The organism is Bacillus cereus group sp. Bc010 (assembly GCF_027716745.1).
Classification (GTDB): domain Bacteria; phylum Bacillota; class Bacilli; order Bacillales; family Bacillaceae_G; genus Bacillus_A; species Bacillus_A pacificus.
Genome location: NZ_JAQFUY010000006.1, coordinates 127,678 through 152,852, shown reverse-complemented (window position 1 = coordinate 152,852; position 25,175 = coordinate 127,678). Strand labels below are relative to the sequence as shown.

The following is a 25,175-nucleotide window of genomic DNA, read 5'->3' as shown; positions in this document are numbered from 1 at the left end:
TGTGCTGCTATATAGACAAAATAGGTGAAATATTATCTTTGCCTATTTTGTCATGTTTTATTTTTTGCAAAAAGGGAGTAACGGTATTGAAAGAGATAATCTTAACTAGCTTCATAATGATAGGGATTATGATTCTATTATTAAATTTCATACTTTCATATGAATTCTTAATATTGTATTTTAAAATCCTGTCAATAGTCGATCTTTCGCTTAACTAAGGTTTTGTATATATAATATTTCACCGTACTATATCCACCCAAGAAGTGTTGAGGAAGAGTGGGCTACTTAATTACTATAAAAAAGCGAGGGAAAGAAAATGGAACAAAAACAAAAGGGAATTATTTTTACTGCGATACCAGATGAATCAAATGAATATTATGAACCGTTTTATGAAGAAATTATTTATTTTAATGAAAATTTAAATAAAAAAAAGGGAGCTACAGATCAATTTATTTCTTTATCTGTTGAAGAACAAGACTTTTATACAAGCTTTTTTGAGTATGATGATATTTGGCTAAGAGATGTAGCGCCAGTTGTAACGAATCATCTTGTTAAATTTAAATATCGACCAAATTATTTGCCAGGTGATCAAGGGAGATATTTAGATCAACATTTTAATAAATGGTTGAAAAAGAACGACTTTGAATATGTGAAGTCCCCGTTAATATTAGATGGTGGTAATCTGATTTGGAATAAAAAAGATACCATTATAGTAACAGAACGCATATTTGATGATAATGATGATTGGACAGAAGAGGAAATTATTGAGCAATTAGAGTGGGATTTAGATGTAAGCCGGGTTATTATTATTCCTGCTGAAGAAGGAGATGTACTGGCACACGCAGACGGAATGGTTAAATTTATTGATGAACATACGATGTTTATTAGTGATTTTTTAGGGGATCATGAATTTAGATATCATGTTCAAGAGATTATTCAAGAGCAAATGCCAGAAGCTGAATTTATAGTTGTTCCTTCCTCATATACAGAGAAAGGGCAATATGATCAAGAAATAGCGTCGGCAAAAGGATTATATATAAATATGTTGGAAACATGTGATGCTCTTTACGTCCCTAAGTTTGGGCTAGCTAAAGATAGAGAAGTTTTACGATATATTCAACAACATACAGAGAAACAAGTTATTCAAATTCATGTAGGAGAAATATCGACCATGGGAGGCGCAATGAATTGTTTAACGTGGTATTGTCCGAGTCATTTGTTACCTTCAAAGATGAAAAAATTGAACAATCAGAATGAAAGTTCTTCAATTAGAAAGTTTTTAGATTGGTTTTAATAATAAAGTTTACAAAGGAAAATGTATTCAAGGGGTATGTATATGTATACAATTACTGAATTTTCTCGGATTTGTAAAATGAGTACACGGATGCTAAGGCATTATGATAAAGAGGAAATATTGAAACCGGCATATGTAAATCCGGTAAATGGATATAGATTTTATGAGCAAGGGCAGCTAGAGATAGCACTGAAAATTAAAAAGCTGAGGGAGTACAAGTTTCCTTTGCCGAAAATTAAAGTAATACTGCAGTCATCAGATCAAGAGTCATTTATTCACCATATGCAGGCGCAAATTATCGAGTTGTCTCATGAGGTGAAACAAAATTTACAAGTTATTTCTGAAATGAATGAGATGGTAAATATGAATACGGCTTTAAATATTGCTCGTCATAGAAGTTACGATATATTAATTGGGATGAGAAATGAAATAACAGTAATTGCTCAAAGGTTACAAATAGATATAGATTATATGGATGATTATTTTTATGATTTATATGAAGAAGTACAAAAAAGTAGTTTGCAAATAGTAGGCTCTCCTTCTACAGTTTTTTATGATGAAGAGTTTATGCCGGGTCACAGTGATATTGAATTACGAATTCCGATTATGGATGGTGACGATAAAAATGAATTGCAAGGATGCGAAATAAAAAAGATACATCAACATCAAATTGTTACTACTTTGCATTATGGTAGTTATGACTATATAGGTTATGCTTATATGGCATTAGAAGAGTGGGTGGAAAAGAACGGTTATACAATAGATGGTCATCCATATGAAGTTTATATAAAGGGGTCTGAATGTGATTGTTTAGTAGAAGAGTATGTGACACAAATTTGTTTTTTAGTTACGAAAATAGCATGAGGATAAAGTGATTCAAATGAGAAAGCATGCAGAGCATATACTCTGCATGCGTTTTATAATGCTGAAAACTCTTCAACAAGTTCACTAAAACGATTTAATGCACTTTCAATCGGTTCTGGCGTAGTTAAATCAACACCAGCTTTTTTCAATAAGTTTAATGGGTAGTCTGAACTTCCGCCTTTAAGGAATTCAATATAATGTTTTTGAGCATTTGGATCGCCGCTCAATAACTTATCGGCAATTTGGATTGCAGAAGCGAATCCAGTTGCATATTTGTACACGTAAAATGGACGATAGAAATGCGGTATTCTAGCCCATCCGTATTTTACTTCTTCGTCAAATACGAGGGAGTCGCCATTATATTCTCTAAACAAGTTTTCGTAAACCTCGCTAAAGGTTTGGGCATTTAATGGTTTACCTTGCTGTGCCATTTCATGTGTGATTTTTTCAAACTCAGCGAACATGATTTGTGTAAAGAAAGTGCCTTTAAATTTGTCGATGAAGTGATTTACTAAATGGTTACGTACATCAGCATCTTTTGCTTCTTTTAATAAATGATGAATTAATAGCACTTCATTTACTGTAGAAGCGACTTCTGCGACGAAAATAGTATAGTGTGCAGAAATTCTTGGTTGGTATCCGTGTGAATAGTGCGTATGCATACCGTGCCCGCATTCATGAGTAAGAGTGAAAAGGCTATTTAAATCATCGTGATGATTTAAAAGAATGAATGGATGAACGCCGTATACACCAAAGTTATAAGCACCGGAACGTTTTCCTGGTGTTTCTCTCACATCGATATAACGTTTATCTTTAAAGCTCTTTAATGTTTCAATATATTCTTCACCTAAAGGGGCTAGTGATTCAATCATGATGTCAAACGCTCTATCGTATGGAATGTCCTGTTTTACACCAGATACTAAATCAACACTTAAATCATACTGGCGTAGTTCATCTACATTTAATTTTTCTTTTCGAAGTTTATTATAAGTATGTAAAGAATGAATGTTTTTTTTCGTTGTATCAATTAGGTTTTCATATACTTCTTTCGGAACCATATCGCCAAATAATGATTTTTCTAAAGCTGATGGATAGTTTCTTAGCTTAGAAACAGTAACATTATTTTTAATAGCTGCAGATAAAGTAGAAGCGATAGAATTCTTTAATTGAACGTATGGTTTGTAATAAGCTTTATAGGCTTCTTTACGTTTTTCACGGTTCTCATCTTCTATTAACTTTGCATACATTCCTCTTGTTAAAGTAACTTTTTCTCCATCATTAGTCGTCACTTCACCAAAGAGTATATCTGCATTATTTAACATGCCATATGTATGTTGCGGAGAGGAGAGCGCTTCGCCCATTTGTGATAAAATCTCTTCTTGGTCTTTATTCAATACGTGTTTTTTATAACGATATAATTCAAATAAGTCTTCTTTATAATATTGTAAGCCCTCTGCTTCTTCTATGTAAGATTGTAATGTGTTTTCATCTATGCTAAGTAAGAAGGGGGAAAAGAAAGATTTAGCCGCACTTACTTTCACTTGTAATTGTGTTACTTTATCGACAAGAGATTGAGCGTCAGTATCGCATGTATCAAGATCAGATTGTAATCGTGCATAAGCGAACATTAAAGTTATTATGCTAGAAATTTCTTCACTCTTTGTTAAATAGGTTAATAAACTATTGCCATCGTGAATATTTCCATTAAACTCGTGTAATTCTTTCGTTAATATTTCAATTTTATGAAAATCGCTTTCCCAATCTTCAATGGTATCGTAAATATCCGTTAAATCCCATTTTTCTTTATCCGCTACTTGTAGTCGATCTTTAAGTTCTGTCATAATCATTTCCTTTCTAAATATGTAGTTATATTCCTATATAACTATGAAATACAACAAATTGCAAAAAATCCCTGCTGAAAATTGAAAAGCCTTGCTAAAATGGCAAGGCTTAAAAAATTATAATGTAATTCCGAATTTTGCATGTAAAAGATTTTTATATTGCACATCTGTAATTTTTTCTTTCATTTTTTTACCGTTTTTCGCTATTGTGAGACTATCCTTTGTTAAAGATGCATGCCCATCTTCAGTTAGTTTTACAATGAGAGGTACTTTGTTAAATGGTGAGTCCTCATGTTCAACGATAATTTTTTGTGATGCATTTGCTTTTTCTTCATCCACTTCTTCTATATAAAATGCATAGCCTAACGTCCAATCATCAGTAGAAGATTGATCCAAAAACTCATTGTTTTTACGCATCTCTAACATGTAGTTTCCTTTTTCGGTCATTTCTTTACGAATACGATAATCTCCTGTAATGGAGTGAATGACTTCACCTGAGAAAGGAACAGGTGCAAGAGGTAAGTATGATCCGAATCCAACTTCAATTAGATAAAGCTCATTATGATGTTTTAAAACGGTTGCGATATGGCCAGAATCAACAGCCCATATGGAGTTTGCAGCGTTATACACTGTTCCTGAAACGAGATGAACATCAAATCCAGCGTCTTTAAGGAAGTAATACATAGTAGGATTGAGTTCATAACAAAGACCGCCGCGGTTGTTTACTAAAATTTTTTCTTTTAGATTTTCTTTTGATATTTCTGTAAAGTTGTTTTCGAGAATATTTAAGTTTTCAAAAGGGACAGTTTGTGCCATCGCGTACATAATGTTAGGTAAATCTTCAAATGAAACTTTGTCTTTTTTTTCTATATGTAATCGTGCGAAAAATTGTTTTTGAAAGTCTGTCATGGAAATCCCTCCGTTAAACGATTTATATATATTGTATCTAATATTGCAAGAGGAAACATCTGCATATGTGCGTACGACTAAAGTATGACACCTTTACTTCTTGCTATACATATAGTATGATGATTTCAGTAAATTAGATTTCAATGATCATAATATAAAATAATGAGAGGTGCTTTTTGTGAGTGCGGTAGGTACTAAATAGGAAAAATTGAATGAAATAAATCGGATAAGAACAGGGGATTTTTATGTATACCATACCCCTAATTTTGTCATGGATTTATTTCGATACCTATGAAGATACCTACAATACTTTATAAAGCGTGTAATAAGGGGATTTCCATCCGTTTTTTTATGGTTTATTTCCCCATATGTTATTACTCATGCCTTGTAAATGTAAAAGCTGCGGTATCCCCGCAGCTTTTTTGTGTATATTTTTAATATTTAAAAATGGTAATTGAATCATGTAGAACTCATTGAAATCTAATGAGTAGGTATCTTCATTTATGATAGAAATCAATCATAGTGAGGAGAAACAAAATGAATACGATGACTTTTGAAAAGTTACAATATAACGAATTAAAGGATATAGTGAAATCTTATTGTGTAAGTGGATTAGGAAAAGAATTAATAAATAAATTAGAGCCGAGTACGAGTATAAAAGTAGTAAGGAATCGATTAAATGAAACGACAGAAGCACGAGCTATATTAGATGCAGAAGGGCATTTTCCTTTTTTCGGTATTTCAAATATTGCTAGTACAATTCAAAAATTAGAAAAAGGGATGATTTTAGATCCAGAAGAATTAGTAAGTGTTTCAGACTTTTTACGTGGATGTAGAAAGATTAAAAAGTTTATGTTAGATAAAGAATTTTTTGCGCCAGTATTAGCTTCTTATGCAAATTCAATGACTGAATTTAAAAGTATTGAAGAGGAAATTAATTTTTCAATAAAAGGTAATAGTATTGATTCTGCCGCTAGTAAAGAGTTAAAACGAATTCGAAATAACATTGATTCGGTAGATGGGAAAATAAAAGAACGTTTAACGAAGTTTTTAAATAGTAGTGCAAATAAGAAGTATATTCAAGAATTCTTTATTAGTAAAAAGGACGATAGGTACACGATTCCGATTAAATCTTCTTATAAAAATCAAGTTGCGGGAAGTATAGTTGAAGCCTCCGCCAAAGGTTCTACTGTATTTATAGAACCACATACGGTTACAAAGTTAAATGTGGAACTCGCAAGTTTGAAAGCAGAAGAAGCGATGGAAGAATATCAAATTTTAGCGACTTTATCAGGAATGGTAGTAGAAAATATTTATCATATAAAAATTAATATGGAATTGATTAGTCAGTATGATATGGTGTTTGCGAAAGCGAAGTTTAGTAAATCAATCGATGGAATAGAGCCGAAGTTAAATGATCATGGCTACGTTCATTTAGTAAATTGTAAGCATCCGCTTTTAAGTGGAAAAGTAGTACCATTAAACTTTGAAATCGGTCAAAACTATCGTAGTTTAATTATTACAGGGCCGAATGCGGGCGGGAAGACAATTGTATTAAAGACGATTGGATTGTTAACATTAGCGACAATGTCAGGTCTTCATATTGCAGGGGATAAAGAAACAGAAATTGCTATTTTTGAAAATGTATTTGTAGATATTGGTGATAATCAAAGTATCGAAAATGCATTAAGTACATTTTCATCACATATGAAAAATTTATCTGAGATTATGAGGATGTCAAATAATAATACGTTGCTACTATTTGATGAAATAGGAAGCGGGACTGAACCGAATGAAGGAGCAGCACTTGCAATTTCTATTTTAGAGGAGTTTTATCTTGCTGGATGTATTACAGTTGCGAGTACGCATTACGGTGAAATTAAACGCTTCTCAGAAATGCATGATGATTTCATGAACGCAGCAATGCAATTTAATAGTGAGACACTAGAACCGCTTTATAAATTAGTGATCGGTAAATCAGGTGAAAGTAATGCGCTTTGGATTGCAAATAAAATGAACGTAAGAGAACATGTACTGAAAAGAGCGAAAGAGTACATGGGAAATAAAGAATATGCATTAGAAAAAGTGAATGAAAGTAAAATTAGAAAACCGAAATTCGTGCAAGAAAAAAGAGAAAATCACTACGAGTACAAAATCGGTGATCGTGTAAATTTATTAGATTATGATGATTTTGGTATTATCTATAAGGAAATAGATAATTTCTATAATGTTGTTGTATATTATAACGGCGAATTTGTTGAAGTAAATGTAAAACGCATTAATTTAGAAGTAGCGGCAAAAGAATTATACCCAGAGGGATACGATTTAAATACACTATTTGTCGATTATAAAGAAAGAAAAATGCAGCACGACATTGAGCGTGGATCGAAAAAAGCGCTTCGTAAAATCCAAAAAGAAATAAGGAAGAATAGAGGATAAATTAAAATGGTAACGATTAGACAAGAACAACAAACCGATTATAGAAAAACGGAAGAAGTTGTACAACAAGCATTTTTATATGAAGAATTTAGTGATAAAAAAGAACATGAACTTGTAAAACGTATTAGAGAATGTGACGCGTTTATTCCTGAGTTATCTATCGTTGCGGTAGACGAAGAAATAGTCGGGCATATTATGTTATCGAAAATTACGATAGAAAAGAATGGAACTTCTGTAGAGTCGTTGGCACTTGCACCAGTTTCAGTTGCTAGGGACTATCAGAAAAAAGGAATTGGTGGAAAGCTTATAGTAGCTGCGTTAGAAAAAGCGAAAGAACTTGGATACGGATCAGTTATAGTATTAGGACATCCAGAGTACTATCCGAAATTTGGTTTTAAGAAAGCAAGTGAGTGGAATATAAAAGCACCATTTGAAGTGCCAGATGAAGCGTTTATGGCGGTTGAGCTAAGTGAGAACGCTCTGCAAAGTATAGAAGGAGTTGTGCAATATTCGAGTGCATTTGCTGAGTAGGAGTATTGTTTAAAAATATAATCATAAAAGATGCTATCTTTTTGTAGGGATATACAGAAAGATAGCTTTTTTATTAAACAAATGCACTTACGTATATTTTGCTCAATGAATAATTAAGGTGATAAAATTGATATAGAAATGTAAAGGGAGAGAATTGAATGAAGAAGCGAGAAACAAATAGCAATGAGAATGTAGTTACGTTATATGTTACAAGACACGGTAAAACAATATTAAATACGAACCATCGCGCGCAAGGTTGGGCAGACTCTCCGTTAGTAGAAAAAGGTGTGGAAGTTGCCACGAATTTAGGAATGGGATTAAAAGATGTTCATTTTATGAATGCGTATAGTAGTGATAGCGGTCGAGCGATTGAAACTGCTAATTTAGTATTAAAATATAGTGAGCAATCAAAATTGAAACTTGAGCAAAGGAAAAATTTAAGAGAATTAAATTTCGGTATTTTTGAAGGTGAAAAGCTTGAAAATATGTGGGATGCGGTTGGAAAAGCTGCGGGCGTTGCATCACCAGAAGAACTTATGAAGTTTTCTATTCAAGAAGTTATTGATCTTATTAGAACAGCAGATCCTACAAAACAGGCGGAAGATTGGGAATTATTTTCTACTCGTATAAAAGCAGAGATAGATAAAATTAGTGAAGAAGCTGCTAAAGATGGTGGCGGTAACGTTTTAGTTGTTGTTCATGGGTTGTTGATTACTACCTTAATAGAAATGTTAGACAGTAGTAAAACAAAACTTGGAGTGAAAAATGCTAGTGTAACGAAGACTGTATATCAAGATGGAACATACACAGTCGAGTCGGTTGGAGATATGAGTTATGTTGCAAAAGGGACAGAAAGTGTGGAAATATAAAGTGAAACTTTAAGCAGTGGGGGTCTTACTGCCCATTAAAGCGGGATAAAAATAAGAAAAGGAAGATAGAGAAATCTAGCTTCCTTTTTTTACTGGAACGATTATGGGATTAATAAAATCTTCCCTGTACTTTTTCTGCTCTCTAATAATTCATGTGCACGGGCACCGTCTTGTAAAGAGAATGTAGTAGGGCTCGCAATGTTTAATTTTCCACTTGCGATCCAATCAAATAATTGAGTAGAGCGTTTTTTTCGTTCTTCAAAAGTAGTAAGCACATTCCAAAGGTCTCCGCCAGTTAAAGTTTTTGAAGTATCCATAAGCATACGCGGATCAACTGGCGCAGGATTACCACCGGCCATTCCGTAAAATACGACAGTGCCGCCAGTTTTAGTAGCGCTAAAACTTTCCTCTAATGTAGAACCTACTGATTCATATACAACATTTACTCCAGTGCCGTTTGTTATTTCAAGTACTTTCGCAGGCCATGCTTCCGTATATAAAAATACGTGGTCAGCACCAGCTAATGTAGCTATTTGTGCTTTTTCTTTTGATGACGTGAGGCCGATTACCTTTCCGCCTAGTAGTTTAATGATTTGAATAAGAAGTTGTCCAACACCACCAGCTGCGGCATGGACTAAAGCTATATCACCTTGTTTTATTTCATAGCTATCTTTCGTTAAATAATGTGCCGTTAGACCTTGTAATAAGACAGAAGCGGCTGTTTCAAAAGAAATAGAATCTGGAAGCGGGATTGCTTTTTTTGATGGAACGGCAACTAATTCTGCATTTGCAAATGGAACGTCAGCAAATGCAATGCGGTCTCCAGGATTAATATTCGTAACGTCAGCTCCTACTTTTTCAACAATACCAGCGCCTTCATAACCTAATATATAAGGTGGATTGCCAGCGAGATGATAATCACCGCGGCGTCTATAAATATCGGCGAAATTTAAACCGATTGCTTTCGTGCGGACAAGAATTTCATTTGGATTTATGATTGGATCATTTAGTTCTTTATATTGTAGTACATCCGGATTTCCAAACTGTTCGAAACAAAGTGCTTTCATATGGAATACCTCCATTATATTGTTTGTCGATGCTCTTTATCATACAATATAAATATCAATAGACAAAGAGGATTATTTCGATGAAATCAATCGGGAATATCGATTGAAAAGAGGGATGATAAATGGAGATAAAACAATTAATTACATTTAAAGTAGCGGCAGATACTTTGAACTTTACACAAACTGCGAAGAAATTAAACTTTGCTCAATCGAGCGTGACAGCGCAAATTAAAACGTTAGAAGCTGAGCTAGGTACGCCGTTATTTGAAAGATTAGGAAAACGCCTTTTCTTAACTGAAGCGGGCAGAAAGTTTCAACTATATGCCGACAAGATGATTGCACTTAGTAACGAAGCGAAGGTGGCTGTGAAAGATGATGAGGAAATAGCAGGTACGTTAATAATCGGTGCGCAAGAAAGCCAATGTACATATAGACTTCCTTCTATATTAAAGAGGTTTAAAGCGCAATTTCCTCAAATAAAACTTATATTTAAACCAGCGCATTCCAATAAAGATGCGAAGGAACAATTGATGGAGGGAAAAGTCGATCTTGCATTTATTTTGGACGAATGTAAAACAGAAGATGTTTTATATGTGGAGCCGCTTATGAAAGAAGAATTAAAAGTAGTAGCTGCTCCAGGGCATCATTTACTCCAGCAAACTTCCGTTTCTATAAAAGATTTAGAGAAGGAAACACTTTTATTAACAGAACTAGGGTGTTCATATCGAATTTTATTTGAAGAGTTATTTCGCAGTCAAGATGTGTATCCAGTAAATAAGATTGAGTTCGTTAGTGTAGAGGCAATTAAACAATGTGTGATTGCAGATTTAGGTGTAGCAGTTTTGCCAGCGATAGTAGTAGAAAAAGATATACGAGAGGGAACGATAAAAGAGTTACACCTAGACAATACTATCAATCCAATTTTCACACAAATTGCTTGGCATAAAGACAAATGGATGACAGTGCCACTGCAGCAATTTATTGATGTAACGAGGGAGTTTTTTACAACAGACTAAGTGGAGAAATATTTATTTTATATAAAAGAAAAAATGGCAATTTTGTATAAAAGAACTGATGCTTGCATGGAACAAGTATCGGTTCTTTATGTTTTAAATAAAGGATGTTTTCAAATGTGTATTTCTCAACTTTTTTTCTTAAAAGGATAAGTAAATTTCTTCGTATATTCCAATAATCGTAAGGGAATTTACAACTTTTATTCGTTTCTGTAAGATGCCTCTAGGCAGCACGAAAGGAGGGGCGTACATAGGGGATAGATATACGTACTTATTTTGAGGGAGGAGATTTACAATGTTTAAAAAGTTAATGAAAGTATGTGTGTTAAGTGTAGCGAGTGTAGGGGTATTATTTAGTTTTCAAGGAAGTACATTTGCAGCTACCGATCTGAGTAGTTATTATGACGGGAAAAATCCAGCAACAACGAAAGTATACGGAGGCAGTACAACATGTGATGCAGATGGATTTAATGCAAAGTCTACAGCGGTGTATGAAGGTAGTAAAAAAGTAGGAACAGTGTATTTACGTTACAGTAATAAATGTCATGCGGTATGGTCTAAGCTTGTTTTAGATCAACCAGCACCTTCTGTTTCTGGAGGAGTATATGCTTACGCTGTTATTAATAAATATAAAAATGGTGTATTTCAAAAATCAGTAGATTCTAATAGTGGTAATGGAGCAATTAAAACGGGGCAAACGAGCACCTATACAGGAATGGTATTTGATTTAACTGCTGATTTTGGTTATACAGCTGATGCTGAAGCGGTGACGATTAATAATGGCTACGGGAAAACTGGACGTTATTAATAAAGGAGTGGAATTCTATGAAGCTTTTTAAAAAGGTAAGCGCATGTCTTTGTCTGGCATTGCTCGTTGTAACTAGTATGTTTAGTACGACGAATAATGATAAAGCATTTGCAGAAGACCATTCATATGATGGAAAAAGCCCTTACTACAATAGCTGTGATCAATCAGCAGTAACGAAAGAAAAGAAGTGGATTGATTCTAATTCATATGTGGAATTAAAATTTAGCACGACGTGTAAAACAGCGTGGGCAAAGGTTACTGTAACTCGTCCAGCGCTTTATAATAACGAAGCTGATGCAAGGATCGTCAGAAAAACCGATGGAAAGGCATATACTTGCGGAAGTGCTGGAGGAAATGGTGTTGTAAATAAAGGGCAAACATCATGCTATACGCCGATGGTATATGATTTAGATCCAAGAAAAGCGCAAGCGCAGGGGAAACATGCAATTCCGAATAGTGATGCATATAATTATGCTGAGACTATTTGGTATTGATGAGGATATGGAGATTGTAAGATAGAATATTTTAAGAGCATGTTTTGATTGGATTTCAAAACATGCTCTTTTTTGTTCGTCTATCCAGTATTAACGAATAGTAAGACCTTAACTTCGAGCTTTAATTGAAGTGAAGCAGATAGCGGGATATTTCGTAAAGGTCTAATTGAGTATGGATATTTCTTTCGGATGTTGGGATAATTTAACATAATTTGTTTTCATACTTCGAAATTTGTGCTCTAATTAAAACAAAGGAGGCAAGTAGATGAGTAATGATATTAAACGATATGTAATTTGTACTTTTATAGGTACATGGACACTTTGGGGGTTATTAATTAACTTAATAAAATTAAACATTACGACATTGGGTACACCGCTTGCGATGATATTATTTGTTTTCGGTGGGATCATGCCGGCAATCATTGCGATTAGTTTAAAGAAAAAATATGGATCACAAGAGGAGTTTAGAAGGTTCATTGAAAATATTGTAAATCCTAAACATCACTTTGCATGGTATATTCTAATCATTATTCTAGCTTTTATTAGCTGTTATCTTCCGACAATATTTGGTGGAGCAACAGTGCAAAAACCATTATACGTGGCATTAATTAGTTTTCCAATAATGATCATTGGTGGAGGTCTTGAAGAAATTGGATGGAGAGGAATCTTACAACCTGCTCTTCAGAAAAGGTTTTCAGAATTTTTTAGTACGATTATTGTGAGCGTTATATGGGCTATTTGGCACTGGCCGTTATGGTTTATTCCGGGCACGAATCAAACTCAAAGGGATTTTCTAGCCTTTATAATTACGACAATTGCCGTATCTTTCTTATTAACTACAATTATTAACGCAACTAAAAGTATTTTTATGTGTCTAATTTTTCATGCGCTTCTTAATTCTTTTTGGAGTGTGTACGTGCCAAATGATAAAGTGTTACCAGCGTTTTCAACTTTTATTTTCGGAATTTTCGTGTTTGTTTTGTATACATTCATAATAAAAAGAAAGAACCTCTTATTGATTAGGTAACTGAAATTATAGAAGGAAACATATTAATATATTTTTTATGGATATGAAACTAGTTAGTAAGAACACGACACAAACATAATTAAAATATATTACAAGTTTGTGCCGCAAAAAAATTGCAAAACTATAAACAACATCAAAAAGAATGAAGGGCCTTTCCATATATATAAACACTGCTAACGATAGTTATAGTAATTCATTTGTTTGAACGATTGAATTAATTAAGATTAAGATCTGTATTAGGAGGGGTGTACCCAAGGTGACGAGCCATAGATACAATTTGGCCTTTATGGTGAAATTCATGCGTTTCCGTATGAGTTAAAAGCCATAGCGGAGTTATGCTCCAAGGCTCTTTTTGCCATTTCACTTCATTTGCTATATTTTCGAGCCACCGGTCGTTGTATTCCTCTAAAAACCGTTGTACAGTCTCATCTACTAACTTAAATCTAGCACGGACTTTCTCTACATCTGCATGCTCAATTTCGTCATCACTAGCAAATGAAAAATCTGCTCGTTTTTGCTTGAATGCGAATGATCCAAGCCAGTATCGGTAGCAATCGGCTACATGAATATGGGTCTTTATAATACTACCGTTTCCGAAATTGGGAACAGTGCTATGTAATTTTTCTAGTGGGATTTCTTCCAAAAATGAAAATAGAGTTTCTCTTGTAGAGCTAATAAGATGATATTGCTGTTTTAAAACATGTAACATGTGATTAACACTCCTCTTTTAGTTACTAAACTATTTGTGTAGTAACTAATTCTATATGTACGAGAGGTGAACCTTTTTATTATTTTTACTAAGCATATTTGATGTATTTCTTCATTGTTTCTGATAGATTAAACAAGGTGAAACTTTAATAAGTTGAACATTCTTAGTTCATAATAAATGGTACATGAAGAAGGGAGACGATCAAATGAATAGACTAGTTGGCTTAAAACAATTTGAAATAACGCGTGGGGAATTGCTTAAATTTATGGAGACGCTAGACGATAAAACTGTAGATACGCAGCCAGAGGGTTTTAACAATACAATTCGCTGGCATATCGGTCATGTATTAACGGCAGCAGAAGTTTTCATGTTTGGAAAAGAATTTAAACAATTACCAACTGAATATCCAGGTATGTTTGGGTATGGATCAAGACCATCTAAATGGAAAACAGAAGGACCAACGTTAGAAGTGTTAACGGCTCAATTAAAAGAACAAGCAAAGCGTATTAACGAAATTCCAGCAGAAGCATTTGAGAATAAACTGCCAGAGCCATTCCTAGGATTGGAAACGGTAGGGGAGCTTTACGGCATGATGCTTTATCATGAAGCAGATCATATTGGTCAAATGAAGGCGATGGAACGTATTATTAAAGCTCTTTAGTCTTAATTGCATATAACAAGCAATACAGGTGTAATGTTAAATAATATATACAAAAAAAGGTAGATAAATTATTATCTACCTTTTTTTGTATAACTTCTTGAAGGATTAGGGGGTATCATCGTGCTACTGATGAAGAAGGACAAGAAACCTTCTAATTTTTAAGATGTGATTATGAAATAAGGTATTCCTAAATATGGAATATACGTATAATAAAAGAGAAGAACTAGAAATAGGGGTGAATACTATGATTACATTAGAACAAAAGTTGGAGCAATACACACATACATATGCACAGATAAAGGGAGAACTAAAATGGAAAACGAGTGATTCTCGAACAGGAATGATGATTGCTGCTATGTATGCAAGTAGTGATAAATTGCTTGATCTCAAACGTTTTTTAGAAATTAGTAGTTATATTAAGAATGAGGTAGGAATGTTTTCATACTTAAAGTCTTATCATCGCTTTGTGGTGGCCGCAACATTAGATATTCACTTTACAGATTACAAGAAAGCTTTTCGGAAGTTTTTAGATTTATATGAACAATTGGTCGCTGGTGGTTTTAGCCGGAGTATATTTACTTATCTTGCAGCGGCTGTGCTTTTAACAGAAGATAATGAACATCATGGCACGCACATTCAGCGTTCGATGCAAGTATATAAACGTATGAAAGAGGATCATCTTTTTCTAACAGGTACAAATGATTATCCGCTCGCGGTTTTATTAGCGGGACAATCAGAGCATGTAGAAACACTTATGGATCGAGTGGAGCGTCTTTATCAGAAACTAGCGAAAGCTGGCTTACGTAAAGGGAATGATCTTCAATTTTTAAGTCATATTCTTTCATTAAAGAAGGATGTCCGTGAAGAAATATTAGTTGCAACATGCACAAACATATGGAATTTGTTAAAGCAAGAAAAGGTAAAAGTGAAACAAATGCATTACCCAGCAATCGGGCTATTAGCGTTACTAGAGGATGGAGAAAAAGAGATTCATTCTATTAAAGCGTTGATTGAAAAATTGCAGGGGGAGAAATTGTTCCGTTGGCATACAGATACGAATATTCTTATTGCTATTCAACTGTTCGTAAGTCAGAAAGGTGAGGAAAGTAAAGCTACCAACACAGGTTTACAAACTATGATAGAAGTCCTCATCCAAGCGCAACAGGCAGCTATGATGGCAACGATTGCCGCTTCATCTGCAGCAACCTCTTCTGCTAGTAGTAGTTCATAATGTGCAAATGCTTATGCTCTTGTAAATTATGATGAATTTATAACGAACGGTTTAAAAAATATTAATAAAAAAGCCCATTACTCTCTAATGAGTGATGGGCTATCTGTTTTTACATAATCAGCGTTATCTTTTCGACGCCTTCAAATATTTAAGTTGTGTAACAATCATAATGCTAATAACAACGAGTAAAAACCATGAGCTAATTTTGCTTAAGTGAACGAGATTCCATACTTCTCGTTGATTTGGATATTGCCATGCTCCGAAAAATGTTGCGATGTTTTCGGCAATCCAAATAAAGAATCCGATAAGAAAAAAGGAGAGAACGAGTGGTATTTTATATGTAACGCCTCGTAATGAAAATTCCACAAATGTCCGAAAGAAAACAATGAATAATAGTAAAGTTAATACCCACCTAAAGTCATATAGAAAATGATGTGTGAAAAAATTAAAGTAAATCATTGCTCCTAGCGGTACGGCAAAAATAGCCCTCGGCCAGAGATACATTTGTAAATGCAATCTTCTCCACGCTTGGCATATGTAACTTGCAACACTTGCATACATAAAGCCGCTGTAAAGTGGAACTCCAAAAACCTTTGAATATGCCTCTTCCGGATAACTCCATGAACCGAAATGAACTTTATATATTTCTAGTAAAAGGCCGATGAGGTGGAAGACAGTAATTACTTTTAATTCGTCTTTCGTCTCAAGGCCAGTCTTATACATAATCCACTGCATAAGAAGACATACGATGAGTATGAAATCGTAGCGGTAGAATCCTGGGATAGAAATGATTTTTGATAGGGCTAGTGTTAAGAAAATAACAACTGGGAATAAGCAAGATAATGCTTGCTCGTAAGTGAAGTATAGTAGTTGTTTTAAATAGAACATTGTGTCACCTTCGATTTTTTTGTTAGAAAACTCAAAATAATGATTAAGTATACTACAATTTAAAAAATATTCCAGTAGTCTATTTTGCATGTATTTGTAAGTTTTGGATAGAAATCGTAATAAGTATTTTAATATTTAACAAAGTAAAAAAATAGTTTGCTATTTAAAAAAAGTGGCGATATAATATCTAAATGAAAATGATAATTATTATCAATAATAATTACAAATAAAAAATAATTATAAAAAACAACTGAATATAAAGGATGAAATGAAACATGTTACATAAGCCTGCTGTATATGCTGGCAATAATCGCTGGCTACATATTAAGTTCATATGTTTCATGAGCTTAACAATTTTATCTTTAATCGGCTCTATATTTTTAGCTGTTGCATTTGGTGCAAAGGATATCCATTTGCAAACCGTATGGACAGCGGTTTTTGATTATAATCCGAAATTAACGCAGCACCAAATTATTTATGAATTAAGACTTCCAAGGGTAATTGGTGCAGCAGTTGTAGGAGCGGCTTTTGCAGTGGCTGGAGCTGTTATGCAGGGAGTAACACGAAATCCTTTAGCGGATGCAGGTGTGCTTGGCATAAATGCAGGTGCGATGTTTGTAGTAGCACTTAGTTTTGCCTTTTTCCCGCATATGCCGTATTCCTATTTAATGATTGTCTCCTTTATTGGAGCGGTCTTAAGTACAGTGCTCATTTTTATTATCGGATCAGCAACATCAGGCGGATTAACACCGATGAGGTTAACGATCGCTGGGGCAGTTATGGCTGCGCTTTTACATTCGTTAAGTTCAGGTGTCGCGATTTATTATGACTTAAGTCAAGATTTAGCGTTTTGGTACGCTGGTGGTGTTGCAGGTGTTAAGTGGGAACACTTGAAATTTTTAGTTCCTATTATTCTCATAACAATTCTTTTTGCAACAGTGATAGGGCGGTCTATTTCACTCATATCAATGGGGGATGACGTCGCTACGAATTTAGGAGTAAAAACGAACCGAACGAGAATACTAGGGATGATTATAGTAGTCATTCTTGCAGGTGTATCTGTTTCAGCAGTTGGTTCTATCGGATTTGTAGGACTTGTTATTCCGCATATTGCTAGAAAATTAGTTGGTGTGAATTATCGACTTATTATTCCTATGTCGGCGTTATTAGGAGCTATGTTATTAGTTTTAGCTGACTTAGGGGCAAGAACAGTAAATCCTCCTAAAGAACTTGCAATAGGAATTATGGTGGCTCTTGTTGGAGTTCCGTTCTTCCTCTATATAGCACGTAAAGTTGGGAGGGAGTTGTAAGTGAAGAAGATTTTAAACACGGATAAAAAGAGAGCCGTTACTGTAACTACAATATTTGGTTGTATTGGTCTCGCTGCTATTTTGCTTAGTTTAAATACGGGGACACTTAGCATTGCACCGCTCAAAGTAATTCAAACGCTTTTCGGTCATGCTGATTTTGAGAGCGCAACTGTGCTATACGATTATCGTATGCCAAGAATTATAATCACAATGTTAGCTGGTATTGGCCTTGGAATTTCCGGTGCGATTTTGCAAGGGTTATCAAGGAATGCGTTGGCCGATCCTGGTATTCTTGGACTGCATTCCGGTGCATCTTTCGGGCTAATTATATTCGTTACTTTCTTTCATTCTATTAATGAGAATGCATCGATTTTAATACCGTTATTTACATTTGGCGGAGGAGTATTAGCTGCATTTCTTATTATTTTACTTGCGAGTGATCGGTCAAAAGGTTTACTTCCTATTAGACTTATTCTCGTTGGTATTGCTGTTTCAGCTGGCTTTAGTGCAATTTCGTTATTTTTCTCCCTTAAGTTAAATGATGAGACATATACATTCGCTTCTAGATGGCTAGTTGGTAACGTGTGGGGAAGGGATTGGATTCATGTCTTTGCATTATTATCTTGGATATTCATACTAACCCCTTATGCGTGGCTAAAATCTAAAACGTTAAATGCATTGTCACTAGGTGATAGTGTAGCAGCAGGACTTGGTGTTTCTGTTCAAAAAGAACGGTTATTACTTTTAGCTACAGCGGTTGGATTATCTTGCGCAAGTGTATCGATGGCAGGAGGAATTGGTTTTATCGGTTTAGTTGCTCCGCATATCGCAAGGAAGTTAGTAGGTACTACCTATCAACACTTTCTTCCTTTAGCTGGTATTATTGGAATGATTATTTTAGTGCTAGCAGATACGATAGGCCGTTCTATATTTGAGCCAAACGCTATTCCGGCTGGTGTAGTAGTGGCCGCATTAGGAGCACCGTATTTTCTTTATTTACTTACAAAAACAAAATAAATACTTCAAAGAGGAGAACATATGAAAAAGAAACTTACTATTTTATTTAGCATCATGTGTATTTTAGGATTAGCAGCATGTGGTCAAACGAAATCTAATGAAGAGGCAACGAAAAAAACGGAAAAAAGTAATGACCCAAAAATTGCTTCAATGTCTATTCATTTAACAAATGATTTACTTGCATTAGGAATTACACCAGTAGGTTCTGTAATTGGTGGAGATTTAAAAGATTTCTTACCACACGCAAAAGAACAACTGAAAGATACGAAGAAATTGGGTGTTGTAACTGATCCGAATATGGAAGCATTACTTCAATTAAAGCCTACTGACATTTATGTGGATGAAAAATACGCGGGTAAAGATGTAGCGAAATACGAAAAAATTGCAAAAACGCATACTTTCAATTTAGATGAAGGTACGTGGAGAGACCATTTAAAACAAGTTGGTAAACTTGTAAACCGTGAGAAAGAAGCGGATCAATATATTCAAGATTACGAAGAGCAATCAAAACGAGTAAAAGGTTTAATAGATAAAGAGCTAGGTAATAACGAAAAAGTAATGGCAATTCGCGTTACTGCAAAAGAATTACGTGTATTTAGTACGAAAAGACCGATGGGACCAATTTTATTCCAAGACTTAGGATTACAACCTGCAAATGGTGTAGAGAAAATCGATGGAAACCGTCCTTTCGAAGTCATTTCACAAGAAGTATTACCTGACTTTGATGCAGATGCTATTTTCGTTGTTGTAAACAGAGACGATAAAGCAAAAGCTGCATTTAAACAACTTCAAGAAACACCAATCTGGAAAGACTTAAAAGCAGTTAAAGGCAAGCACGTATACATTATCAATGACCAACCATGGCTTGACTATTCTGCTTTAGGAAACAAAATGGCAATGGATGAAGCGGAGAAAATGTTTACGAAATAATATAGTTTTGCTATTAGGGAAGGCCCTCTAAATTTGGAGGGCTTTTTATTATTGTTAGAATAAACGAAAAATTATACAATGAAGTTAATTTCGTGTAGAGGAGATGTGCCAATGTCAGCGCTTATTGTAAGTATCCCGTTTATAAAGCAGTTTATGGAACAAGGGGATAGATAGGCTAATAATTATCCCCGTTATTAAAAAAGGGGAGTTTGAAATGACAATGAATCTTTTTCAAAATAAAACGATTAAATTATCAGCTATTAAAGAATCAGATGCTGAAGTAATGGCTATGTGGCAAGGTGATAGTGAGTATTTAAGAAATGTCGATACAGATATAGCATTCCCACAATCTTTACAGGAAATAGCAAGTGATGGGTTATTAAAGGGAAGAAGATCGAATAGTGTATCTTTCATGTTGAGGACAGTTCAAGATGATCGTTTAATTGGTTTTGTTGCAATTCATGGCATAGAGTGGAATAACAGAATGGGTTTATTAGCAATTGGTATAGGCGATGTAAATGATAGAGGAAAGGGATATGGAAGAGAAGCGATTCATCTTATCTTAAAATATGCTTTCTATGAATTGAATTTACACCGCGTTGGTCTTGATGTTATTTCTTATAACAAAGCTGCTATTGAGTTGTATAAAAAGATGGGTTTTCAGATGGAAGGCTGTATGAGAGAAGCAGTGCAAAGAGATGGGAAATGTTTTGATCGTATCATTATGGGGATACTGCGGGATGAATGGATAGAGCTGCAAGATTAAAAATGCATTCTTATATGTGTAAAATGCAGGAGATATAACGATAATTGGCGAATTTTTACAATGTACTGATTGAACTTATCCCGCGTTAACTGTCCGTAAACGTCCGATTGGTTCAACTAATAATAAGTGGGGGATGCCCCCCACTTATTAAAGTTTCACTTTATAAGGAGTCATGCAAAATGAATTTAGAAAAAGCAAAACCAGTAAATGAAGAGGTCGCTGAATTGAAGGAACTAATTAAAGAATTACACGGAAGTGTACATCAACTTCAAAGCGAAGTGCAGCAACTAAGGCACGAAAGACCGGTTGTTGAAGTGAGGAAAGGTGTTCAACTATCACCAACAATCGTTGGACAAATTGGCGGTATGATTTTAGGCGGATTAGCAATTATCGGTATATTTTGGTGAACGAAAAAAGGTATGCAGTTTAGCGCTGCATACCTTTTTCGTTGTCGTTATTTGTCGGTAAGTCGATATTCTCTGTCGAATCGTCGATATAATTTCATGCAATACAACTTTTACATTAAATAACGTAAATATATATAAGCATGTGATAATAGTAATGCAATGATTGTTAACGGCAAACCAATTTTTAAGAAGTCCATATAAGAGAAAGCATGTCCTTCACGTTTAGCGATACCAGCAACGACTACGTTTGCTGATGCTCCGATTAACGTTCCGTTTCCTCCTAAGCAAGCTCCAAGTGATAATGCCCACCATAGTACTTCGATTTGCGGAGAATCGACAGATAGTCCGAGCCCTGTAGCTAAATCTTGAATAAGTGGGATCATCGTTGCGACAAATGGGATATTGTCAATTGTCGCAGATGCGGTCCCTGATACCCATAAAATAAGTATAGCGGCAAAACCGATATCACCATTCGTTACGTCGAGTACTTCTTTTGCGAGTGAAGAAATAAGTCCGATATCAATTAACCCGCCAACGAGAACAAATAGTCCAGCGAAGAAGAAAATAGTTACCCATTCAACGTGGGCAAATACATCTTCAATATCGTGTTCTTTTACTTCAATTAGCATAAGAAGTGTAGCGCCTGTCATCGCGACAACCGCAGCGTCTACATGAATAACAGAATGAAGGATAAACCCTAAAATAGTTAGTCCCAAAATCGTGATCGATTTTAAAAGGAGGCTTTGATCTTTAATATAATCTTTTTCATTTAATGACATTAATTTTTCGATTTGCTCAGGTGTTGTTTTTAGTTTGTTACGATACAGGAAGTAAATAATGCCAAGTGTCACGATAGAAATAATAATTACGATAGGAGCTAAGTTAAGTAAAAAGGCATTAAAGTCTAAATGCTTATTTGCTGATCCAATCATAATATTAGGTGGGTCACCGATTAATGTTGCTGTTCCGCCTATATTTGAAAATAATACTTCTGAAATCAAATAAGGAACAGGATTTACTTTTAAAATACGTGTAATAGATAGTGTAACAGGTACGATTAATAAGACGGTCGTTACATTGTCCAAAAATGCAGATCCGACAGCAGTTAATAGGGATAGCAGTAATAAAATACGGATTGGTTTTCCGCCAGCTGCCTTCGCTGCTTTAATGGCGACAAATTCAAAGACGCCTGATTGACTCGTAATATGTACGAGAATCATCATCCCAATTAAAAGAGTGATCGTTTCCCATTGAATATGTGATGTGAAAGCGGTATGTAATTCAACAACTCCAAAAATAATCATAATAGCAGCACCGAATAGTGCGATTACAGCACGATTCAATTTCTCAGAAATAATAAATCCGTACGTGACTAAAAATACGGCAATTGCAAAATAATATTGCCAATTTGCTACTTCATGTGCTGATTGTTCCAATCATGTCACCTTCTTTAAAGTATGTATTTAATTGTCAAAATGTATCTCGCTGTATTCATACGGGATAAAATATATTGTAGCAAATTCAAAAAAGAAAGAAAACTATTTAACAAAGTGAAGGAAAAAATGATGATTTTACAGATTTTCCGAATAGGAAAGCCCACTACGGTGCGATAGTACCCCCTTTAGGGGTGGATGATAGTGAGGTCAAATGCGATGTACAGATAAAATACCGAAAGTATGTTCTGTACATCAAGTATTTGAAATGGTATAATTTTCATAACAGACAAGTAAAAGTCTCTAAAACAATCTTGTTCTCTGAAAACAGAATACATATGAGGTTGGAGTAACAAATTCTTCTGCTCCGTAAAATGTATTGAGTCGTCAAGTACAAGACGCTAAAACACATTTGAGAACTCACAATCTGACTCGTTTGGTAATAGAACGAGTGCCGTATCTGCTAGATGCACTGGATACGGAGTGGTGATGGCACACCGCAATCTTGCACGTCAGCGATACTAGAAATAGACGTCGCCTTTGGTAGCAAGAATCCCATTGACGTTAGTCAGCTTGCGGCTTTAGCCGTGGGAGTGTCAAATATGATATAAAAAAATGAAGAAACACAGTGCAAATTATTAGGAAAAGTGGGCGTTGTCCTCTAATATAGAGATAGCAATTTACATTATTTTTGCGTAAAATGGTTTAAAGAGGTGAATTCCGATGGAAATAGTAAAAGATAGTTCTCTTATTCAAAATGAAATTGAACGTTTTGTAAATAAAGATGTATATATTCATTTAGAAACGACGAATGGAGCGTACGCGTCACACTTTAATGAAAAGATGATGACAGTTGGAGCATTCATTCGAAATGCAATGATTCGCTTTGAGCGCGGAAAGATTACTGGAACAAACCCATACCGAGTTGGTCTAAAGATGGATCATGGCTGGGTATATGCAGAAGGTATTACGCACTGGGAAGTAGACGATAAAGAGCGTTTATTACTTGCAGGGCACGATAACCAAGGCCGCTTAGCAGTTGCACTTGAGTTAAGCTTAACGCCATTTAAGTAAGAAGGAGGGAAACTTATGGAGAGACATGTACTTGTTGTATTTCCGCATCCAGATGATGAAGCATTTGCGGCGGGAGGAACAATTCGCTTATTAACAGATCAAGGAGTACCTGTAACGTATGCGTGCGGTACGCTAGGACAAATGGGACGTAACATGGGTAAGAACGTATTTGCTAACCGTGAAACGATTCCGAATATCCGTGAAAAAGAATTAAAAGATGCATGTGAAGCGATGGGAATCAAAGATTTAAGAATGCTTGGTTTCCATGATAAAACGTTAGAATTTGAAGATGTTGATTTCGTTGCAGACAAAATTGAAGCGATTATTCAAGAAGTAAATCCATCTCGAATTATTACATTTTATCCAGAGCACGGCGTACATCCAGATCATGATGCATTTGGCCGCGCTGTAGTTCGAGCTGTATCACGTATGTCAAAAGAAGAACGTCCAGTTATTCATGCGGTTGCGATTACGAAAAATCGCGAAGCTGTACTCGGTGAGCCGGATGTTGTAAATAATATTAGTGAAGTATTTGAGCATAAATTAGCTGCACTAGGTGCGCACCGTTCGCAAACAGAAGCGATGCTTGAAGAAACACACGCGAAAATTAAAAACAAAGATGCAGCAACATTAAAATGGTTGCAACTGGAACAATTTTGGACTTATAAATGGGAGTAGACTAGAAGGGTATCTTCTAGTAGCTCTTACATAGAAAAAGCACCGTCATTTGTGACGGTGCTTTTTTGTGCTATTAACAATATTAGCATCATCCCTTTCTAAAGATAGGACAGCTTTAGCTACTTTCTTACTAGAATGAGGATGTTATAAGAAAGTTTGTTGCTTTTATCATTATTTGGAATCTGTATTATTACATAAAGTTCAAGTGGAGAAGAGAGTATACTTTTTGTATGGTGTAATAAAGATATAGCCCGCCTACAGAAATAGGCAGGCTATTTTTTATAAAGAAAAGACAACTTAAGGCTAGAGCCCTTGTTAAGAAATAGGGTGAAAACAAGATTTTTTAACGAGAGATAAGGTCGTTCAACAGATAAAGATATCGTATTTGAAACACGTGATTATTCGTGGGTTAAGTTATATTTTTGATAAAAAATCTTTAAAAAGCATTACAATTCCTAGAAGAGATAAGACTTCAATCGAAAACCAAAATACACTTTTTTGAGGTTTTTTAAATTCCATTATTATGGAGAAAAATAAAAAGATAGCAATGAGAAAAAAAATTAAGAGACGAAGTATATCAAACATCAATAGCACTCCTAATAGTTAATTTGTTTCACTATATAGTTATTTCCAATATTACAGAACTTAAGAAGCGACTAATTAATATTAAAGCAAAAAGTTCTCAGAATCCATGAATTAAAAATGAAAAAATTTGAGCCACTGAAAACAGGGGGATTATATATTAATTAGTTTAGCGATTGAAAGAGTAATTTTTTAATCTTGTAAATGTCTGGTTAGTTTAACTAAACAATTAGTGGGGGATAGATACCCCTCTTAATGATTAGAATTTCATTTTATTTGTTTTCTTTTTTATATAAAGTCTTAGAACTGGAATTTAGTAATGGTTTATAAGAA

Annotated in this window: 24 protein-coding genes; 18 read left to right on the top strand and 6 right to left on the bottom strand. The window is 34.7% G+C overall.

Features of this window, described 5'->3' with window-relative positions:
- Positions 1-316: 316 nt before the first annotated feature.
- Together PDQ68_RS10320 and PDQ68_RS10315 are read left to right on the top strand one after the other, a co-directional pair.
- Positions 317-1,294, top strand: coding sequence for an agmatine deiminase family protein (locus PDQ68_RS10320; protein WP_000435968.1), 978 nt, complete (start codon positions 317-319; stop codon positions 1,292-1,294).
- Positions 1,295-1,336: 42 nt separating this feature from the next.
- Positions 1,337-2,158 carry a MerR family transcriptional regulator gene (locus PDQ68_RS10315; protein ID WP_061183463.1) on the top strand — a complete coding sequence of 274 codons (822 nt, stop codon included), beginning with the start codon at positions 1,337-1,339 and terminating at the stop codon, positions 2,156-2,158.
- A 53-nt stretch (positions 2,159-2,211) separates the two neighbouring features.
- On the opposite strand, the gene pepF is transcribed toward PDQ68_RS10315, so the two are convergent.
- Together pepF and PDQ68_RS10305 are read right to left on the bottom strand one after the other, a co-directional pair.
- On the bottom strand, positions 2,212-3,999 hold the full coding sequence (gene pepF, locus PDQ68_RS10310; protein WP_270786676.1) for an oligoendopeptidase F: 1,788 nt from the start codon (positions 3,997-3,999) through the stop codon (positions 2,212-2,214).
- A gap of 117 nt (positions 4,000-4,116) precedes the next feature.
- On the bottom strand, positions 4,117-4,908 hold the full coding sequence (locus tag PDQ68_RS10305) for an arylamine N-acetyltransferase family protein (RefSeq protein ID WP_061183465.1): 792 nt from the start codon (positions 4,906-4,908) through the stop codon (positions 4,117-4,119).
- Between the two features lie 537 nt (positions 4,909-5,445).
- Between PDQ68_RS10305 and PDQ68_RS10300 the strand changes: the two genes are divergently transcribed.
- From PDQ68_RS10300 to PDQ68_RS10290, 3 genes are all read left to right on the top strand, one after another.
- A complete protein-coding gene (locus PDQ68_RS10300) occupies positions 5,446-7,347 on the top strand; it encodes an endonuclease MutS2 (RefSeq protein ID WP_061183466.1) in 1,902 nt (633 codons plus the stop codon).
- Between the two features lie 6 nt (positions 7,348-7,353).
- Positions 7,354-7,878: a GNAT family N-acetyltransferase gene (locus PDQ68_RS10295; protein ID WP_061183467.1), complete on the top strand. Its 525-nt coding sequence runs from the start codon at positions 7,354-7,356 to the stop codon at positions 7,876-7,878.
- Between the two features lie 158 nt (positions 7,879-8,036).
- The gene (locus PDQ68_RS10290; protein WP_061183468.1) at positions 8,037-8,747 is read left to right on the top strand and encodes a histidine phosphatase family protein; all 711 of its coding nucleotides are present in this window, start codon (positions 8,037-8,039) and stop codon (positions 8,745-8,747) included.
- A gap of 101 nt (positions 8,748-8,848) precedes the next feature.
- On the opposite strand, the gene PDQ68_RS10285 is transcribed toward PDQ68_RS10290, so the two are convergent.
- Positions 8,849-9,814: a quinone oxidoreductase family protein gene (locus PDQ68_RS10285; protein WP_061183469.1), complete on the bottom strand. Its 966-nt coding sequence runs from the start codon at positions 9,812-9,814 to the stop codon at positions 8,849-8,851.
- Positions 9,815-9,936: 122 nt separating this feature from the next.
- Here PDQ68_RS10285 and PDQ68_RS10280 point away from each other — a divergent pair, with 122 nt between their 5' ends.
- From PDQ68_RS10280 to PDQ68_RS10265, 4 genes are all read left to right on the top strand, one after another.
- Positions 9,937-10,830: a LysR family transcriptional regulator gene (locus PDQ68_RS10280; protein WP_061183470.1), complete on the top strand. Its 894-nt coding sequence runs from the start codon at positions 9,937-9,939 to the stop codon at positions 10,828-10,830.
- Between the two features lie 292 nt (positions 10,831-11,122).
- Positions 11,123-11,635 carry a DUF2690 domain-containing protein gene (locus PDQ68_RS10275; RefSeq protein ID WP_061183471.1) on the top strand — a complete coding sequence of 171 codons (513 nt, stop codon included), beginning with the start codon at positions 11,123-11,125 and terminating at the stop codon, positions 11,633-11,635.
- A gap of 17 nt (positions 11,636-11,652) precedes the next feature.
- Positions 11,653-12,129 carry a DUF2690 domain-containing protein gene (locus PDQ68_RS10270; protein WP_000765225.1) on the top strand — a complete coding sequence of 159 codons (477 nt, stop codon included), beginning with the start codon at positions 11,653-11,655 and terminating at the stop codon, positions 12,127-12,129.
- Positions 12,130-12,394: 265 nt separating this feature from the next.
- The gene (locus PDQ68_RS10265) at positions 12,395-13,156 is read left to right on the top strand and encodes a CPBP family intramembrane glutamic endopeptidase (RefSeq protein ID WP_061183472.1); all 762 of its coding nucleotides are present in this window, start codon (positions 12,395-12,397) and stop codon (positions 13,154-13,156) included.
- A 214-nt stretch (positions 13,157-13,370) separates the two neighbouring features.
- On the opposite strand, the gene PDQ68_RS10260 is transcribed toward PDQ68_RS10265, so the two are convergent.
- Complete coding sequence (locus tag PDQ68_RS10260; protein ID WP_016718142.1) at positions 13,371-13,865, bottom strand: DinB family protein; 495 nt, start codon at positions 13,863-13,865, stop codon at positions 13,371-13,373.
- A 184-nt stretch (positions 13,866-14,049) separates the two neighbouring features.
- Between PDQ68_RS10260 and PDQ68_RS10255 the strand changes: the two genes are divergently transcribed.
- Together PDQ68_RS10255 and PDQ68_RS10250 are read left to right on the top strand one after the other, a co-directional pair.
- The gene (locus PDQ68_RS10255; protein ID WP_134197728.1) at positions 14,050-14,526 is read left to right on the top strand and encodes a DinB family protein; all 477 of its coding nucleotides are present in this window, start codon (positions 14,050-14,052) and stop codon (positions 14,524-14,526) included.
- Between the two features lie 193 nt (positions 14,527-14,719).
- Complete coding sequence (locus PDQ68_RS10250; protein WP_061183474.1) at positions 14,720-15,757, top strand: DUF4003 domain-containing protein; 1,038 nt, start codon at positions 14,720-14,722, stop codon at positions 15,755-15,757.
- 123 nt (positions 15,758-15,880) lie between these two features.
- Here PDQ68_RS10250 and PDQ68_RS10245 read toward each other — a convergent pair whose 3' ends face one another.
- Positions 15,881-16,645 carry a DUF817 domain-containing protein gene (locus PDQ68_RS10245; protein WP_061183475.1) on the bottom strand — a complete coding sequence of 255 codons (765 nt, stop codon included), beginning with the start codon at positions 16,643-16,645 and terminating at the stop codon, positions 15,881-15,883.
- Between the two features lie 275 nt (positions 16,646-16,920).
- Between PDQ68_RS10245 and PDQ68_RS10240 the strand changes: the two genes are divergently transcribed.
- The 5 genes from PDQ68_RS10240 (at position 16,921) to PDQ68_RS10220 (ending at position 21,075) form a co-directional block, all read left to right on the top strand.
- The gene (locus PDQ68_RS10240; protein WP_000902675.1) at positions 16,921-17,955 is read left to right on the top strand and encodes a FecCD family ABC transporter permease; all 1,035 of its coding nucleotides are present in this window, start codon (positions 16,921-16,923) and stop codon (positions 17,953-17,955) included.
- Positions 17,956-18,972 carry a FecCD family ABC transporter permease gene (locus PDQ68_RS10235; RefSeq protein WP_061183476.1) on the top strand — a complete coding sequence of 339 codons (1,017 nt, stop codon included), beginning with the start codon at positions 17,956-17,958 and terminating at the stop codon, positions 18,970-18,972.
- A 21-nt stretch (positions 18,973-18,993) separates the two neighbouring features.
- The gene (locus tag PDQ68_RS10230; RefSeq protein ID WP_061183477.1) at positions 18,994-19,902 is read left to right on the top strand and encodes an iron-hydroxamate ABC transporter substrate-binding protein; all 909 of its coding nucleotides are present in this window, start codon (positions 18,994-18,996) and stop codon (positions 19,900-19,902) included.
- Positions 19,903-20,116: 214 nt separating this feature from the next.
- Positions 20,117-20,668 (top strand): GNAT family N-acetyltransferase, encoded by a 552-nt coding sequence (locus PDQ68_RS10225; protein WP_061183478.1) that lies wholly within the window; start codon positions 20,117-20,119, stop codon positions 20,666-20,668.
- 179 nt (positions 20,669-20,847) lie between these two features.
- Entirely contained in the window at positions 20,848-21,075 is a 228-nt protein-coding gene (locus PDQ68_RS10220; protein ID WP_001047304.1) for a coiled-coil domain-containing protein, read from the top strand.
- Positions 21,076-21,185: 110 nt separating this feature from the next.
- Here PDQ68_RS10220 and PDQ68_RS10215 read toward each other — a convergent pair whose 3' ends face one another.
- Positions 21,186-22,511 (bottom strand): ArsB/NhaD family transporter, encoded by a 1,326-nt coding sequence (locus PDQ68_RS10215; RefSeq protein ID WP_061183479.1) that lies wholly within the window; start codon positions 22,509-22,511, stop codon positions 21,186-21,188.
- Between the two features lie 720 nt (positions 22,512-23,231).
- On the opposite strand from PDQ68_RS10215, the gene PDQ68_RS10210 reads away from it, so the two are divergent.
- Both PDQ68_RS10210 and bshB2 read left to right on the top strand, forming a co-directional pair.
- The gene (locus PDQ68_RS10210) at positions 23,232-23,582 is read left to right on the top strand and encodes a YojF family protein (RefSeq protein ID WP_000407043.1); all 351 of its coding nucleotides are present in this window, start codon (positions 23,232-23,234) and stop codon (positions 23,580-23,582) included.
- Positions 23,583-23,597: 15 nt separating this feature from the next.
- Positions 23,598-24,260 carry a bacillithiol biosynthesis deacetylase BshB2 gene (bshB2, locus tag PDQ68_RS10205; RefSeq protein WP_000439461.1) on the top strand — a complete coding sequence of 221 codons (663 nt, stop codon included), beginning with the start codon at positions 23,598-23,600 and terminating at the stop codon, positions 24,258-24,260.
- The last annotated feature ends 915 nt before the right edge of the window (positions 24,261-25,175 follow it).